This is a genomic window from Streptomyces sp. NPDC002156 (assembly GCF_053593675.1).
Genome location: NZ_JBSFDA010000121.1, coordinates 1 through 14,251 on the forward strand (window position 1 = coordinate 1; position 14,251 = coordinate 14,251).

General features: G+C 68.2%; 9 protein-coding genes and 1 pseudogene. 3 read left to right on the forward strand and 7 right to left on the reverse strand.

Annotated features, from left to right (window positions below):
• From ispG to dxr, 3 genes are all read right to left on the reverse strand, one after another.
• A partial coding sequence (gene ispG / locus ACWCRB_RS35105) for a flavodoxin-dependent (E)-4-hydroxy-3-methylbut-2-enyl-diphosphate synthase (protein ID WP_450999918.1) occupies positions 1-1,082 on the reverse strand: 1,082 nt, incomplete at its 3' end.
• A gap of 192 nt (positions 1,083-1,274) precedes the next feature.
• Positions 1,275-2,567 (reverse strand): M50 family metallopeptidase, encoded by a 1,293-nt coding sequence (locus ACWCRB_RS35110; protein ID WP_450999935.1) that lies wholly within the window; start codon positions 2,565-2,567, stop codon positions 1,275-1,277.
• 8 nt (positions 2,568-2,575) lie between these two features.
• Positions 2,576-3,889, reverse strand: coding sequence for a 1-deoxy-D-xylulose-5-phosphate reductoisomerase (gene dxr, locus ACWCRB_RS35115; protein WP_450999919.1), 1,314 nt, complete (start codon positions 3,887-3,889; stop codon positions 2,576-2,578).
• Positions 3,890-4,043: 154 nt separating this feature from the next.
• Here dxr and ACWCRB_RS35120 point away from each other — a divergent pair, with 154 nt between their 5' ends.
• A complete protein-coding gene (locus ACWCRB_RS35120) occupies positions 4,044-4,496 on the forward strand; it encodes a lamin tail domain-containing protein (protein ID WP_450999920.1) in 453 nt (150 codons plus the stop codon).
• 184 nt (positions 4,497-4,680) lie between these two features.
• Here ACWCRB_RS35120 and secA read toward each other — a convergent pair.
• From secA to ACWCRB_RS35140, 4 genes and pseudogenes are all read right to left on the reverse strand, one after another.
• Positions 4,681-7,164 (reverse strand): annotated as a pseudogene (secA, locus tag ACWCRB_RS35125) (preprotein translocase subunit SecA); the annotation flags it as partial.
• A gap of 73 nt (positions 7,165-7,237) precedes the next feature.
• Positions 7,238-7,723: a hypothetical protein gene (locus tag ACWCRB_RS35130; protein WP_450999921.1), complete on the reverse strand. Its 486-nt coding sequence runs from the start codon at positions 7,721-7,723 to the stop codon at positions 7,238-7,240.
• Positions 7,724-7,827: 104 nt separating this feature from the next.
• Entirely contained in the window at positions 7,828-9,795 is a 1,968-nt protein-coding gene (locus ACWCRB_RS35135) for an acyl-CoA dehydrogenase family protein (protein ID WP_450999922.1), read from the reverse strand.
• 145 nt (positions 9,796-9,940) lie between these two features.
• The gene (locus ACWCRB_RS35140) at positions 9,941-10,750 is read right to left on the reverse strand and encodes a GH12 family glycosyl hydrolase domain-containing protein (RefSeq protein WP_450999923.1); all 810 of its coding nucleotides are present in this window, start codon (positions 10,748-10,750) and stop codon (positions 9,941-9,943) included.
• Positions 10,751-10,994: 244 nt separating this feature from the next.
• Here ACWCRB_RS35140 and ACWCRB_RS35145 point away from each other — a divergent pair, with 244 nt between their 5' ends.
• Together ACWCRB_RS35145 and ACWCRB_RS35150 are read left to right on the forward strand one after the other, a co-directional pair.
• Positions 10,995-12,014, forward strand: a complete 1,020-nt coding sequence (locus ACWCRB_RS35145) for a LacI family DNA-binding transcriptional regulator (protein ID WP_235479866.1) — start codon at positions 10,995-10,997, stop codon at positions 12,012-12,014.
• A 169-nt stretch (positions 12,015-12,183) separates the two neighbouring features.
• The gene (locus tag ACWCRB_RS35150) at positions 12,184-14,235 is read left to right on the forward strand and encodes a glycoside hydrolase family 31 protein (protein WP_450999924.1); all 2,052 of its coding nucleotides are present in this window, start codon (positions 12,184-12,186) and stop codon (positions 14,233-14,235) included.
• Positions 14,236-14,251 lie beyond the last annotated feature (16 nt).

Below are 14,251 nucleotides of genomic sequence, written 5' to 3' on the forward strand. Positions count from 1 at the left end.
TCCTCGATCAGGGTCTCCACGATCTTCGACTCGGGCACCGTCTTGATGACCTCGCCCTTCACGAAGATCTGCCCCTTGCCGTTGCCGGAGGCGACACCCAGGTCGGCCTCACGCGCCTCGCCGGGGCCGTTCACCACACACCCCATGACCGCGACGCGCAGCGGGACCTCCATGCCCTCCAGGCCCGCCGTGACCTCCTCGGCCAGCTTGTAGACGTCGACCTGGGCCCGCCCGCACGACGGACACGACACGATCTCCAGGCCGCGCTGGCGGAGGTTCAGCGACTCCAGGATCTGGTTGCCGACCTTGATCTCCTCGACCGGCGGCGCCGAGAGGGAGACGCGGATCGTGTCGCCGATGCCCTCGCTCAGGAGCGCGCCGAAGGCGACCGCCGACTTGATCGTGCCCTGGAAGGCGGGACCCGCTTCCGTCACGCCCAGGTGGAGGGGGTAGTCGCAGGCCGCTGCCAGCTGGCGGTAGGCGTTGACCATGACCACCGGGTCGTTGTGCTTCACGGAGATCTTGATGTCCCGGAAGTCGTGCTCCTCGAAGAGCGACGCCTCCCAGAGGGCCGACTCGACGAGCGCCTCCGGGGTCGCCTTGCCGTACTTCTGGAGCAGCCTGCGGTCCAGCGAACCGGCGTTGACGCCGATGCGGATCGGCGTGCCGTGGTCCTTCGCGGCGCGCGCGATCTCCTTGACCTGGTCGTCGAACTGCTTGATGTTGCCGGGGTTGACGCGGACGGCGGCGCAGCCGGCCTCGATCGCGGCGAACACGTACTTCGGCTGGAAGTGGATGTCGGCGATCACCGGGATCTGCGACTTGCGCGCGATGGTCGCCAGCGCGTCCGCGTCGTCCTGCGTCGGGCACGCCACCCGCACGATCTGGCAGCCGGACGCCGTCAGCTCGGCGATCTGCTGAAGCGTCGCGCCGATGTCCGACGTACGCGTCGTCGTCATCGACTGCACCGACACCGGCGCGTCTCCGCCCACGGCCACCGAACCGACCTGGATCTGCCGGCTCTTCCGGCGTTCGGCGAGCTTGGTCGGAACGGACGGCATGCCGAGAGAAATCGCAGTCATCTGCTGTGCAACCCCAAGTTGTGGTTCAAGGTCCGGTCCCGTGAACAGCGGGCTCCAGGCTTCGAGATTACGGCACGTGCCCAGGCCCGAGCACATCCCGCACGTAAACCCACTCATTGGGGAACGGCCGGGCACAGTGGGTTCCGATCCACTGTGCCCGGCCGCACAAACTCCGCCGCGAACCCCGTATGGCTACGAGATGCGCACTGGGTTAACCACGTCCGCCACCAGGACGAGGAGCGTGAAGCAGATGAAGATGCCCGCCACCACATAGGCCACCGGCATCAGCTTCGCCACGTCGAACGGGCCCGGGTCCGGCCGCTTCAGCACCTTCGCCGTGTTCCGGCGCAGCGCCTCCCACAGGGCGCCCGCGACATGGCCGCCGTCGAGCGGCAGCAGCGGGAGCATGTTGAAGAGGAACAGCGACAGGTTGAAGCCCGCCACCAGCATCAACGCCATCGCGAGTTGTTGGGTCGGCGGGATGTCCAGGGTGAAGATCTCGCCGCCCACGCGTGCCGCGCCGACCACGCCCATCGGAGAGTCCGCCTCGCGTTCGCCGCCGTCGAAGGCCGCGTTCCACAGGGCGGGGATCTTGCCGGGCAGGCTCGCGATGGAGTCGACGGCCTCGCCCATGCGGTCGCCCATCCAGGTCAGCGAGTCGCCGAAGTCCTGGCGGACGATGCCGGTGGCCGCGCTGAAGCCGAGGAAGCCGGCCGTGACGTACTGGCCCTGGACGATCTGGCCGCTGGAGTCCTTCTTCGCGACCTGGTTCGTGGCGATCTTCGCGTTCAGGGTGACCTGCTCGCCCTTGCGTTCGACGACGATCGCGACGTCCTTGCCGGGGTTGGCGCGGATCTCGTCCGAGAGCTTGTTCCAGCTGTCGACCTGGACCCCGCCGAAGGAGAGGATCTTGTCGCCCGCCTGGAGGCCGGCCGCGGCGGCCGGGGAGGCCGCGTCGGTCTTGCGGCAGTCGTCGCGGCCCTCGCTCTGGGCGATGACGCACTGGGAGACCGAGCTGACGCTGGTGGTCTGCTGCGAGACGCCGAAGCCCATCAGGACCGTCAGGAACAGGGCCACCGCGAGGATCAGGTTCATGAACGGGCCCGCGAACATCACGATGACCCGTTTCCACGGCTTGCGCGTGTAGAACAGGCGCCTCTCGTCGCCTGGCAGCAGTTCCTCGAAGGACTGGGCGCGCGCGTCCTCGATCATCACGCGCCAGGGGGAGGTCGAGCGGGCCTCGATGCGGCCGTCCGGGCCGGGCGGGAACATCCCGATCATGCGGATGTAGCCGCCGAACGGGATCGCCTTGATGCCGTACTCGGTCTCACCCTTCTTGCGTGACCAGATCGTCGGGCCGAAGCCGACCATGTACTGCGGTACGCGGATGCCGAAGAGCTTCGCCGTGGAGAGATGTCCCAGCTCGTGCCAGGCGATCGACACCAACAGGCCGATCACGAAGACGACTATGCCGAGAATCATCATCAGTGTCGTCATGCACGGGCCTCCGCGGTCGCCATGGCTTGCTCTGCCTTCGTCTGCTGTGTCTTCGACTGCTGCTGTGCCGTTGTCTGGCGTGTCAGTTCACGGGCCCTCGCCCGCGCCCACGACTCCGCCTCAAGGACGTCCGCGACGGTCAGGGAAGTTCCCGTACGAGGGGTGCCGTGCTCCTCGACGACCTGGGTCACGGTCTCCATGATCCCGTTGAACGGCAGTGAGCCGCTCCGGAATGCTTCCACACACTCCTCGTTCGCCGCATTGAACACCGCGGGGGCCGTGCCCGCGAGCTGCCCGACATGCCGGGCGAGGCCGACCGACGGGAACGCCTCGGTGTCGAGCGGGAAGAACTCCCACGTCGACGCCTTGCTCCAGTCGAACGCGGGTGCGGCGTCCGGTACGCGCTCCGGCCAGCCGAGGCCGATCGCGATGGGGCCGCGCATGTCGGGGGGCGTGGCCTGCGCCAGTGTCGATCCGTCCGTGAACTCAACCATCGAGTGGACATACGACTGCGGGTGCACGACCACCTCAATGCGTTCGAAGGGAATGTCGTAGAGGAGGTGTGCCTCGATCACCTCCAGGCCCTTGTTGACGAGGGTCGCGGAGTTGATCGTGATCACCGGGCCCATCGCCCAGGTGGGGTGCGCGAGCGCGTCCTCGACCGTCACGTCGGCCAACTGTGCCTTCGTACGGCCGCGGAAGGGGCCGCCGGACGCCGTGACGACGAGCTTGCGGACATCGGACCGGGTGCCGGCCGCCAGGGCCTGGAACAGGGCCGCGTGCTCGGAGTCGACCGGGATGATCTGGCCCGGCTTGGCCAGCGCCTTGACCAGCGGGCCGCCGACGATGAGCGACTCCTTGTTGGCGAGTGCGAGGGTGCGGCCCGCCTCCAGGGCGGCGAGGGTCGGGGCGAGGCCGATGGAGCCGGTGATGCCGTTCAGCACGGTGTGGCAGTCGGCGGTGGCGAGGTGGGTGGCCGCGTCCGGTCCGGCGAGTATCTCGGGGAGCGGCTCCCCTGCGCCGTACCGCTCGCTCAGCGCCTCGCGCAGGGCCGGTACGGCGTCCTCGCGGGCGACCGCGACCGTGCGTACGCGCAGCTGGTGCGCCTGCTCGGCGAGGAGCGCGACCCGGCCGCCGGCGGCGGAGAGCCCGGTGACCCGGAAGCGGTCCGGGTTGCGCAGCACGAGATCGATGGCCTGGGTGCCGATCGACCCGGTGGAACCGAGGATCACCACATCCCGCGGGCCGTCTCCGGCGACGGGGTCGAAGACGAGGTGCGGGTCTGCGAGGGGGGCTGGACTGTCGGTCATCTCTCCATTGTGGCCGCAACCACCGGCAGTGAGGACAGTGCGTCCCTCGGGTGAACGTCCATAAGTGAAACCGACAAACAGATCATGTGATATCACTTCTGCCCTGACTGGTGGACGACCGGTCAGTCGTGGACGAAATCCTGGGGGGATCTCGATGCGCATCCGACGTACTGCCCTGCCCGCGCTCGCGGGCGCGGTCGCCCTGACCGGCGCGGTTCTCAGCACTCCGGCCGAGGCGGCCGGGGGTGTGGTCATCCGGCACGTGTGGTTCGACAGTCCGGGCTCGGACAACGGCTCCAACGCGTCCCTGAACGGGGAGTGGGTGGAGATCAAGAACACCAGCTCGGCGTCCATCTCGCTCAAGGGCTGGATCCTGAAGGACGTCGCCAATCACAAGTACACGTTCGGCAACCTGAAGATCGGTGCCGGCAAGACGATGAAGGTCCGTACCGGGAAGGGGACGGACACGGCTGCGACCAAGTTCCAGAAGCGGAGCTGGTACGTGTGGAACAACACGAGTGACACGGCGATTCTGACCAGAGCGAACGGGTCGAAGGTGGATGACTGCAAGTGGACGACCAGTGATCCCAGTGACAAGAAATGCTGACAGGTAGTTCGTTGGCTGCCGGCCGGTGGGGGCTTGTCGCGCAGTTCCCCGCGCCCCTTTAGGGGCGCTTGCGCGCATCCCGCTCCACTACCCCGTCCGCCGTGTCCAGTGTCGGGGCGCTGAAGTGGAGGGACTCTGTTCGGTGGGGGTCCGGTTGTAGGTCGGTCGGGGTCGTTTCGATCTCCAGGTTGAAGACGAAGCCGACCGACTCCTCCTTGATGGCGTCGGTCATCGCGCCGAACATGTCGTAGCCCTCGCGCTCGTACTCGACGATCGGTTCGCGGCCGAGGGTCCAGCGCAGGCCGATGCCGTCGCGGAGGTAGTCCATCTCGTACAGGTGCTCGCGCCATTTGCGGTCCAACACCGACAGCATTACGCGGCGTTCCAGTTCGCGGGTCGTGTCGGTGCCCAGTTCCCGCTCGCGGTCGTCGTAGCGGGCGTGGATGTCCGCCACTATCGCGTCGGCCAGGTGGTCTGCGGTGAGGTTGGCGAGGCCGTCCACCTCGTCCTCCAGGTCCTCCACCGTCAGTTTCGCCGGGTAGAGCTGGCGTAGCGCGCCCCACAGCCTGTCCATGTCCCATTCCTCCGGGAAGCCCTCGCTCGTCTCCTGGCGTACGTACGCCCGGACGGTGTCGTCCATGAAGTGCTGGAGCTGTTCGCGCAGGTCACCGCCCTCCAGGACGCGGCGGCGCTCGGCGTAGATGAGCGTGCGCTGGCGGTTCAGGACCTCGTCGAACTTCAGTACGTCCTTGCGGGACTCGAAGTGCTGTCGTTCGATCTGGGCCTGGGCCGAGGCGACGGCCCGGGTGACGACCTTGTTCTCGATGGGGACGTCCTCGGGGAGGTTGGCCGCCGACATCACCCGGTCGACCAGCTGGGCCTGGAACAGGCGCATCAGGTCGTCCTGGAGGGAGAGGTAGAAGCGGGACTCGCCGGGGTCGCCCTGGCGGCCGGAGCGGCCGCGGAGCTGGTTGTCGATGCGGCGGGAGTCATGGCGTTCGGTGCCGAGGACGTAGAGGCCGCCCAGGTCGGTGACCTCCTGGCGTTCGGCGGCGACGCGGTCGAGTACCGCTTGGCGGTCCTCGGGGCTCGCGTCCTCGGGCAGCTCGGCCGCCGCCAGCGCCTCCGGGTTGCCGCCGAGCATGATGTCCGTACCGCGTCCGGCCATGTTGGTGGCGACCGTGACCGCGCCCCTGCGGCCGGCCTGGGCGACGATCGTGGCCTCGCGGTCGTGCTGCTTGGCGTTGAGGACCGCGTGCCGGATGCCCCTCTTGGCCAGCCGGCGCGAGAGGTACTCGGACTTCTCCACCGAGGTCGTGCCGACCAGGATCGGCTGGCCCTTCTCGTGCTTCTCGGCGATGTCGTCGACGACCGCCTCGAACTTCGCGACCTCGGTGCGGTAGATCAGGTCGGACCGGTCGGTGCGGACCATCGGGCGGTTGGTGGGGATGGGGACGACTTCGACGTCGTAGATCTGGTGGAACTCGGCGGCCTCCGTCATCGCGGTGCCGGTCATGCCGGAGAGCTTGTCGTAGAGGCGGAAGAAGTTCTGGAGGGTGACGGTCGCGAGGGTCTGGTTCTCCTCCTTGACCCGGACGCCCTCCTTGGCCTCGATCGCCTGGTGCAGCCCCTCGTTGTAGCGGCGGCCGGCGAGCATACGGCCCGTGTGCTCGTCGACGATCATGACGTCACCGTCGATGACCACGTACTCCTTGTCTTTGTGGAACAACTCCTTCGCTTTGAGGGCGTTGTTGAGGTGGCCGATGAGAGGGGTGTGGTCGGCCTCGTACAGGCTGTCGATGCCCAGCTGGTCCTGTACGTGTTCCACGCCCCGGTCGAGGATCGCGACCGTGCGTTTCTTGGGGTCGAACTCGTAGTCGTAGGCCGCCCGTAGCTCCTTCAGGCGCTCCTTGTCCTCCAGCCTGATGAACTGCTCCTCCTGGATGGCCGTGCCCCGCATGCTCTTCACGATCCGGGCGAACGCCTCGTACCAGTGGGTGGCCTGGTCGGCGGGGCCCGAGATGATCAGCGGGGTGCGGGCCTCGTCGATGAGGATGGAGTCGGCCTCGTCGACGATCGCGAAGTGGTGGCCGCGCTGCACGAGTTCGTCCTTCGACCAGGCCATGTTGTCGCGCAGATAGTCGAAGCCGAACTCGGTGTTGGTGCCGTACGTGATGTCGCAGGCGTACGCCGCCCGCCGCTCGGCCGGGGTCGACTCCGAGCGGACCACACCGACCGTCAGGCCCATGAACGCGTACGCCCGGCCCATCCACTCGGCGTCGCGCCGGGCCAGGTAGTCGTTGACGGTGACCAGGTGAACTCCCTTGCCCGACAAGGCGTTCAGATAGGCGGGGAGGGTCGCGACCAGGGTCTTGCCCTCGCCGGTGTGCATCTCGGCGATGTTGCCCTCGTGCAGGGCCGCGCCGCCCATCACCTGGACGTCGAAGTGACGCATGCCGAGGGTGCGCCGGGCGGCCTCGCGCATGGCGGCGAAGGCCTCGGGGAGCAACTCGTCGAGGCTCGCGCCGGCGGTGTGGCGATCCTTCAACTCCGGGGTCACGGCCGCCAGTTCCTCGTCGGTCATGGACTCGAAGTCCTCTTCGAGGGATGCCACCTGTTCGGCGGTGCGCTGCAGCCTGCGCAGCACCCGCCCCTCGCCGGCCCGCATGATGCGGCCGGTGATGTTGTCGAGTCCGAGAGCCGGCACGAGAATTACCCCCACTACAACGAGCTTTACCTTGCTAAACGGCGTCCGTCAGCATGCTGATCCAGTGGTTGGCCCGCTGGAGAATATGGACGCCCTGCTGATTCGCTCTGATCACTTCGCGCAGTACGGGGTCCTTCACGTACTCCGTCGCGCCGCGGAAGAGTTGTTGGATCACGGGCCGTTCGCCCGGCCGTCCGGTGTCGAGGAGATCGTCGACGTCCCGGATGTCGATCCGCCTCACGAACGGCGGGTCGAAGGTGGGCAGCGGAGCCCTCGGTTCGCCGTCGACCACGGCGAGCGCGCAGTCGTTCAGGAGGACCGCCAGCTCGTCCCGGTGCCGGTCGAGGGTGTCCGGCTGGGTCGCGCGCAGCTTCTCCGCGAGGGGCAGCACCTCGTTGCGTACCGTCCGTAGTGCCCCTACGAGATCTGCTTCGACGAGCTGCCGACGGGCGTGCGTCAGCAGACCCGGAAATCCATGACCGAATTCCTCACCGATCTTTTTTCCTGCACCTTGGCGCATATGTTGCCGTCCCCGTTCGCCATTCTTTTCATTGTTGACGTGCCTCTTCGGTGTGGCAAGCAACAGAATGACGCCGGGGACGACAGTGAATTCCCGGGAAAATATCAGCGGATGGGACGGTGGACGTTCTCCTGTTTCGCCGGGCCGGGTGTGGCGTCCGCGATCCAGGGGCCCTCCCCCGAGAGGTCGACGACGCCCTCCTCCAGCCAGGTGTACGTGCCGGCGAGGACGCCCTTGACCACCGCGCGGTCGACGTCGTCGGTGTTGGTCCACAGTCGGCCGAAGAGTTCCTCGACGCGGACGCGGGCCTGCCGGCAGAAGGCGTCGGCGAGTTGGTAGGCCTCGCGGCCGTTCTCACCCTGGGCGCGCAGGAGTTCGGCCCGTACGCAGGCCGCGCTCATCGCGAACAGTTCGGCGCCGATGTCGACGATCCGGCCGAGGAAGCCCTGCTTGGTCTCCATCCGGCCCTGCCAGCGGGACATGGCGTAGAAGGTGGAGCGGGCCAGCTTGCGGGCACTGCGCTCGACGTACCGAAGGTGCGGCGAGAGGTCGACCTCGTGCTTGAACTCCCCGTACGCTCCCGGACGTTGGCCCGCGCCCGTGACGAGCTTCGGCAGCCACTTGGCGTAGAAGACACCGGCGTTCGCGCCCGCCTTCGCCTTGTCCGACAGCGACTTGTCCGGGTCGATGAGGTCGCCCGCGACCGACAGATGGGCGTCGACCGCCTCGCGCGCGATCAGCAGATGCATGATCTCCGTCGAGCCCTCGAAGATGCGGTTGATGCGGAGGTCGCGCAGCACCTGTTCGGCGGGGACCGCCCGTTCCCCGCGGGCCGCGAGCGACTCGGCGGTCTCGAAGCCGCGTCCGCCGCGGATCTGGACGAGCTCGTCGGCCATCAGCCAGGCCATCTCGGAGCCGTACAGCTTGGCGAGGGCGGCCTCGATACGGATGTCGTTGCGGTTCTCGTCGGCCATCTGGGAGGAGAGGTCCAGTACGGCTTCGAGGGCGAAGGTGGTGGCCGCGATGAAGCTGATCTTCGCGCCGACCGCCTCGTGCAGCGCGACCGGCTTGCCCCACTGCTCCCGTACGCCCGACCACTCCCGGGCGATCTTCAGGCACCACTTCCCGGCGCCCACGCACATCGCGGGCAGCGACAGCCGGCCCGTGTTCAGGGTCGTCAGGGCGATCTTGAGGCCGGAACCCTCGGGGCCGATCCGGTTGGCGGCCGGGACGCGCACCTGGTGGAAGCGGGTAACGCCGTTCTCCAGGCCGCGCAGGCCCATGAAGGCGTTGCGGTGCTCGACGGTGACGCCCTCGGAGGCGGTCTCGACGACGAACGCGGTGATGCCGCCCTTGTGGCCCTCGGACTTCGGGACGCGGGCCATGACGACGAGCAGGTCGGCGACGACCCCGTTGGTCGTCCAGAGCTTGACCCCGTCCAGGACGTAGTCGTCGCCGTCCGGTACCGCGCTGGTGGCGAGCCGCGCCGGGTCCGAGCCGACGTCCGGCTCCGTGAGCAGGAACGCGGAGATGTCGGTGCGGGCGCAGCGCGGCAGGAACTCGTCCTTCTGCTCCTGGGTGCCGAACAATTTCAGCGGCTGCGGTACGCCGATCGACTGATGGGCGGAGAGCAGCGCGCCGAGCGCCGGGTTCGCGGAGCCGACCAGGGCGAGGGCCTTGTTGTAGTACACCTGGGTGAGGCCGAGGCCGCCGTACTTCGTGTCGATCTTCATCCCGAGGGCGCCCAGCTCCTTGAGCCCGTTGACGACCTCGTCGGGAATCTGTGCCTCGCGTTCGATGCGGGCCGCGTCGATCTTCGTCTCGCAGAAGTCGCGCAGCTTGGCGAGGAACTCGTCGCCGCGCTGCGCGTCCTCGGTGGGCGGGAGCGGGTGCGGGTGGATGAGGTCGAGCCGGAAGCGGCCGAGGAACAGTTCCTTGGCGAAGCTGGGCTTTCGCCAGCCCTGTTCCCGGGCGGCCTCCGCCACCTGGCGGGCTTCCCGCTCGGTGACGGTGGGTTTGGCCGAGGGCTGGGCTGAGGGCTGGGCTGAGGGCTTGACTGGGCTTGCGGACATGAGGCACACCTCGCCGCGAATCGGGATCTTGAGGACCGTACGTTACTGATCGGTGCTACTCGATCGTTGGTACCCGATTACGGGCGACCTCACCAGTCCTCGCGCGGCCGCCCGGCGCTTTCACACCAGCCCTTCAGCTGCCCCGTCAGCCGATGTCGACCGAGTAGGCCTTGGTGTCCAGCCGGCCCGTGCCCTTGAAGACCTCGGTGCCTGCCTCGATGCCGGAGACGTACTTGTCGTTGGTGAGCAGCTTGCGGCGGACCAGGGCCTGGGTGAAGTCGTCGAGGTTGAGGGTGGCCTTGGTGGTGTTGGCGCGGCGGACGAAGGAGTGGACCTTCCAGCCGATGTCGCCCTCGTAGATGTCCCACATCGCGCCGCCGAGGCTGACGCTCGCGGTCTTGGTGCCGAGGGGGCCCGCGCCGCCCTGGCGGTTGAGCCAGATCATGATCTCGTCGGTGGGCTGGTCCTGCCAGTCCGCGGTGTTCTTGTTGTGCAGCCACAGGTCGTAGGCGACGTTCATGACGCCCGGGTTCGAGCTGACCGTGAAGTCCCAGGTGGTCTTCACGGGCTTGCGGTCGCCGACGCGGATCGGCAGCTGGGTGGCGGCCTTGTCGATCTTCCAGCCCCAGTGCCAGCCGAGGACCGAACTGGCGTACGTCTTGACGTCGTAGTCCTTGCCGGTGGCACTGTTGGCCCAGCTGTAGTTCGTGCCCCAGGAGATGGTGGAGCCGGACCGGGAGTTGTCCCAGACGCACTGGGAGCCGACGGCCTTCTCCTGGTTCCAGAGGTTGTTGTTGACGTAGTACTTGCCGAGCGTGACGGTGTCGAAGGCCACGCACTTCTTGCTCGACTCGCCCGCCTGCGCGACAGTGACGCCGGCGGCGGCCGCGAGGGCGACCAGGGCGGAGGCGAAGGTTTTCGCCTTCTTCGAGAGGCGCGGTCTGCGGTGTTGCATGGGGGTCCTTCCGGGCGACGATTCGCGGAGCACTCCTCAGTGGCCGCCGGCGGGTGGGAAAGTTGCCACGCCGGCCGAGAAAGATCCGAGGAAGCCCCGAGAAACCTTGTCGAAGCGCTTCGACAACATATGGACACCCACCCCCGGTGGGGTTACTGTCGTTCCACCCTCACTCGCCGGTATCCGTCACCGTTATCCGTTACGCGCACTGTCGAAGCGCTTCACACAATGCTTGGAGAGCTGGATGGTCACCCTCGCCGAGGTCGCCCAGCACGCCGGAGTCTCGGCGAGCACGGTGAGCTATGTCCTCAGCGGCAAGCGGTCCATCTCCGCGGGCACCCGGCAGCGGGTCGAGCAGAGCATCCAACAGCTCGGCTACCACCCGAACGCGGGCGCCCGAGCGCTGGCGAGCAGCCGTTCCAACATCATCGCTCTGATGGTCCCGTTGCGAACGGACATGTACGTGCCGGTGATGATGGAGATCGCCATAGCGGTCGCCACCAACGCCCGCACGCATGGGTACGACGTCCTGCTGCTCACCGGCGAGGAGGGCCCCGACGCCGTGCGCCGGGTCACCGGCAGCGGGCTCGCCGACGCGATGATCCTGATGGACGTCGAACTCGACGACGAGCGGCTGCCGTTGCTGCGCGGCACGGACCAGCCGTCCGTGCTGATCGGCCTGCCGGCCGCCACCGAGGGGCTGACCTGCGTCGACCTCGACTTCGGGGCCACGGGAGCACTGTGCGCCGAGCATCTGGCGAAGCTCGGTCACCGTGACATCGCTGTCATCGGCGAGGCGCCCGCGGTCTACGAACGGCACACCGGTTTCGCCGAGCGCACGCTCGACGGACTCCGGTCCCGGTCACGGGAGTTGGGGGTGCGGGTGCTGCACCGGCCGTGCGAGGGCGGGTACGACGCGATGACCGTGACCCTGGCCCGGATCTTCGACGAACGGCCGGGCACCACGGGGTTCGTCGTGCAGAACGAGTCGGCGGTCGAGCCGCTGCTCGCGCTGCTGCGCCAGCAGGGGCGGGCGGTGCCGGAGGACGTGTCGGTCATCGCCGTCTGCCCCGACCAGGTCGCCACCCAGGCCTCGGTGCGGCTGACGTCCGTCGCCATTCCCGCGCAGGAGATGGGGCGGCGCGCGGTGGAACTGCTGATCGCGAAGCTCGAAGGAAGCGGTGGCGACGAAGTCGCGCTGATCGCACCCGAGTTGACGGTGCGGGCCAGTACGGGGCCGGCGCCGGCTCCAGCCACTTCCTGAACCCCCCGGCCACTCCACCACAACCGACTGTCTCTCTCTCCCTCTCTTCGTCCAACGCCCGGCTGTTCGACGGGCGTTGGAGACCCCTGCCTGTCCCGGTCCGGCCCGCGAGAGCCGCGCCGGGGTCCCCCACAACCACTCCCTCACTCCTTCCTTCAGGAGCCGCCACGTGAACCAGCCCGCCGAAACCCCGCCCCCGTCAGGCGCGGTCAGCCTCGCGCAGTCCTCCCCCACCGTCGGCACGTTCCGTGAGCGGGACGGTGCGCTGGAGTGGAGCGGCCGTCAGGAGACCGTACGGATCGAGCCCTGGGGTCCGGACGCGGTCCGGGTCAGGACACGGCTCGGCGGGCCGGTCCTGGAGGGGCTGCCGGGTGCCCTGCTCGACGAGCCGCCGTCGACGGCGTACACCGTCAAGATCGAGGACGGGCAGGGACAGTTGACCGTCGGAGCGCTGACCGTCGAGGTGAGCGCCGAGGGTCTGATCCGGTTCCTGCGGACCGACGACTCGGCCGAGCTGCTCGCCGAGGAGCGGGCGCACTTCTGGTGGCCGGGCTCGCGTCTCTACACGGCCGTCGGCAACGGCTACCACCGCCTTGAGCAGCGGTTCGCCGCCTACGAGGACGAGAAGCTGTACGGCCTCGGCCAGCACCAGCACGGCCTGTTCGACCAGAAGGGTGTCGTGCTGGACCTGGTGCAGCGCAACGCCGAGGTGTCCGTGCCGGTGCTCACCTCCAGCCGTGGCTACACGCTGCTGTGGAACAGCCCGGCGATCGGGCGGGTGGAGCTGGCGGGCAACGGGACGCGCTGGGTGGCGGATTCGGCCCGGCAGATCGACTACTGGATCACCGCCGGGCAGCCGGCCGACGCCCAGCGGCGCTACAGCGCGGTGACGGGCCGTACGCCGATGCTGCCCGAGTGGGCGGCGGGCTTCTGGCAGTGCAAGCTGCGCTACCGCACCCAGGACGAACTCCTGGGCGTGGCACGGGAGTACAAGCGGCGCGGGCTGCCGCTGCGGGCCATCGTGTGCGACTTCTTCCACTGGACGCATCTGGGCGACTGGAAGTTCGACCCGGCCGAGTGGCCCGACCCGGCCGCCATGGTCGCGGAGTTGGCGGAGATGGGCGTCAAACTCGTCGTCTCCGTGTGGCCTTCGGTGTCGCCGCTCTCCGAGAACCACGAACTCATGGAGCAGCGCGGCTACTTCATCGGTACGCAGTACGGCCCGATGGCGCACGCCGACTGGCCGGACAAGGGTGTCGCGTCCACCGTCCAGGTCGCCTTCTACGACGCCACGAACCCGGAGGCACGCGAGTTCCTCTGGTCGAGGATCCGCGACAACTACCTTGCCCCGTACGGCATCACGGCCTTCTGGCTGGACGCGTGCGAGCCGGAGCTGAAGCCGGGCTTCCCGGAGAACCTGCGGTACTGGGCGGGCCCCGGCCTGGAGGTCGGCAACCTGTACCCGGTCGAGAACGCCCGCACGTTCTACGAGGGCCTGATCGCCTCCGGCGAGGACGAGGTGATCAGCCTCAACCGCTCGGCGTGGGCCGGCAGTCAGCGGTACGGCGCCGCCCTGTGGTCCGGTGACATCGGCGTCGACTTCCCGACCCTGCGCCGCCAGATCGCGGCCGGTCTCAACACCGCCCTGTCCGGCATCCCCTGGTGGAACACCGACATCGGCGGCTTCCACGGCGGCGACCCGGACGATCCCGCGTACCGCGAAGTCATGGTCCGCTGGTTCCAGTTCGGCGCGTTCTCGCCGCTGATGCGGCTGCATGGGTTCCGTGATCCGGGTATGCCGTTGGGGCCCGACATGACCGGCGGGCCCAACGAGGTGTGGTCGTACGGGGAGGAGGCGGGCGCGATTCTGGAGCGGTACGTGCGTCTGCGTGAGCGTCTGAAGCCGTATGTGCTGCGGGTCATGCGGGAGGCGCACGAGGAGGGGTTGCCGGTGATGCGGCCGCTGTTCCTGGAGTTCCCGGACGATCCAGCGGCCTGGTCGGTCGACGACTCGTATCTCTTCGGGCCTGATGTGTTGGTCGCGCCTGTGCTTACTGCGGGCGCTACGGCCCGTACTGCGTATCTTCCGGCGGGAGTTGTCTGGACGGATGCGTGGACGGGTGAGGTGTATGAGGGTGGGGCGGCTGTGACTGTGGACGCGCCGCTGGATCGTATTCCGGTGTTTTTGCGGGATGGGGCGAGCCTTCCGATCGCAGGGTAGTGGGGCAGGGGGTTCA

What these genes read in the sequence shown, in the direction of transcription:
- dxr (WP_450999919.1), bottom strand. Translation starts at nt 3,889, where the DNA reads ATGACCGACAGTCCAGCCCCCCTCGCAGACCCGCACCTCGTCTTCGAC.
- ACWCRB_RS35130 (WP_450999921.1), bottom strand. Translation starts at nt 7,723, where the DNA reads ATGCGCCAAGGTGCAGGAAAAAAGATCGGTGAGGAATTCGGTCATGGA.
- ACWCRB_RS35110 (WP_450999935.1), bottom strand. Translation starts at nt 2,567, where the DNA reads ATGATGATTCTCGGCATAGTCGTCTTCGTGATCGGCCTGTTGGTGTCG.
- ACWCRB_RS35120 (WP_450999920.1), top strand. Translation starts at nt 4,044, where the DNA reads ATGCGCATCCGACGTACTGCCCTGCCCGCGCTCGCGGGCGCGGTCGCC.
- ACWCRB_RS35140 (WP_450999923.1), bottom strand. Translation starts at nt 10,750, where the DNA reads ATGCAACACCGCAGACCGCGCCTCTCGAAGAAGGCGAAAACCTTCGCC.
- ACWCRB_RS35135 (WP_450999922.1), bottom strand. Translation starts at nt 9,795, where the DNA reads ATGTCCGCAAGCCCAGTCAAGCCCTCAGCCCAGCCCTCAGCCCAGCCC.
- ACWCRB_RS35145 (WP_235479866.1), top strand. Translation starts at nt 10,995, where the DNA reads ATGGTCACCCTCGCCGAGGTCGCCCAGCACGCCGGAGTCTCGGCGAGC.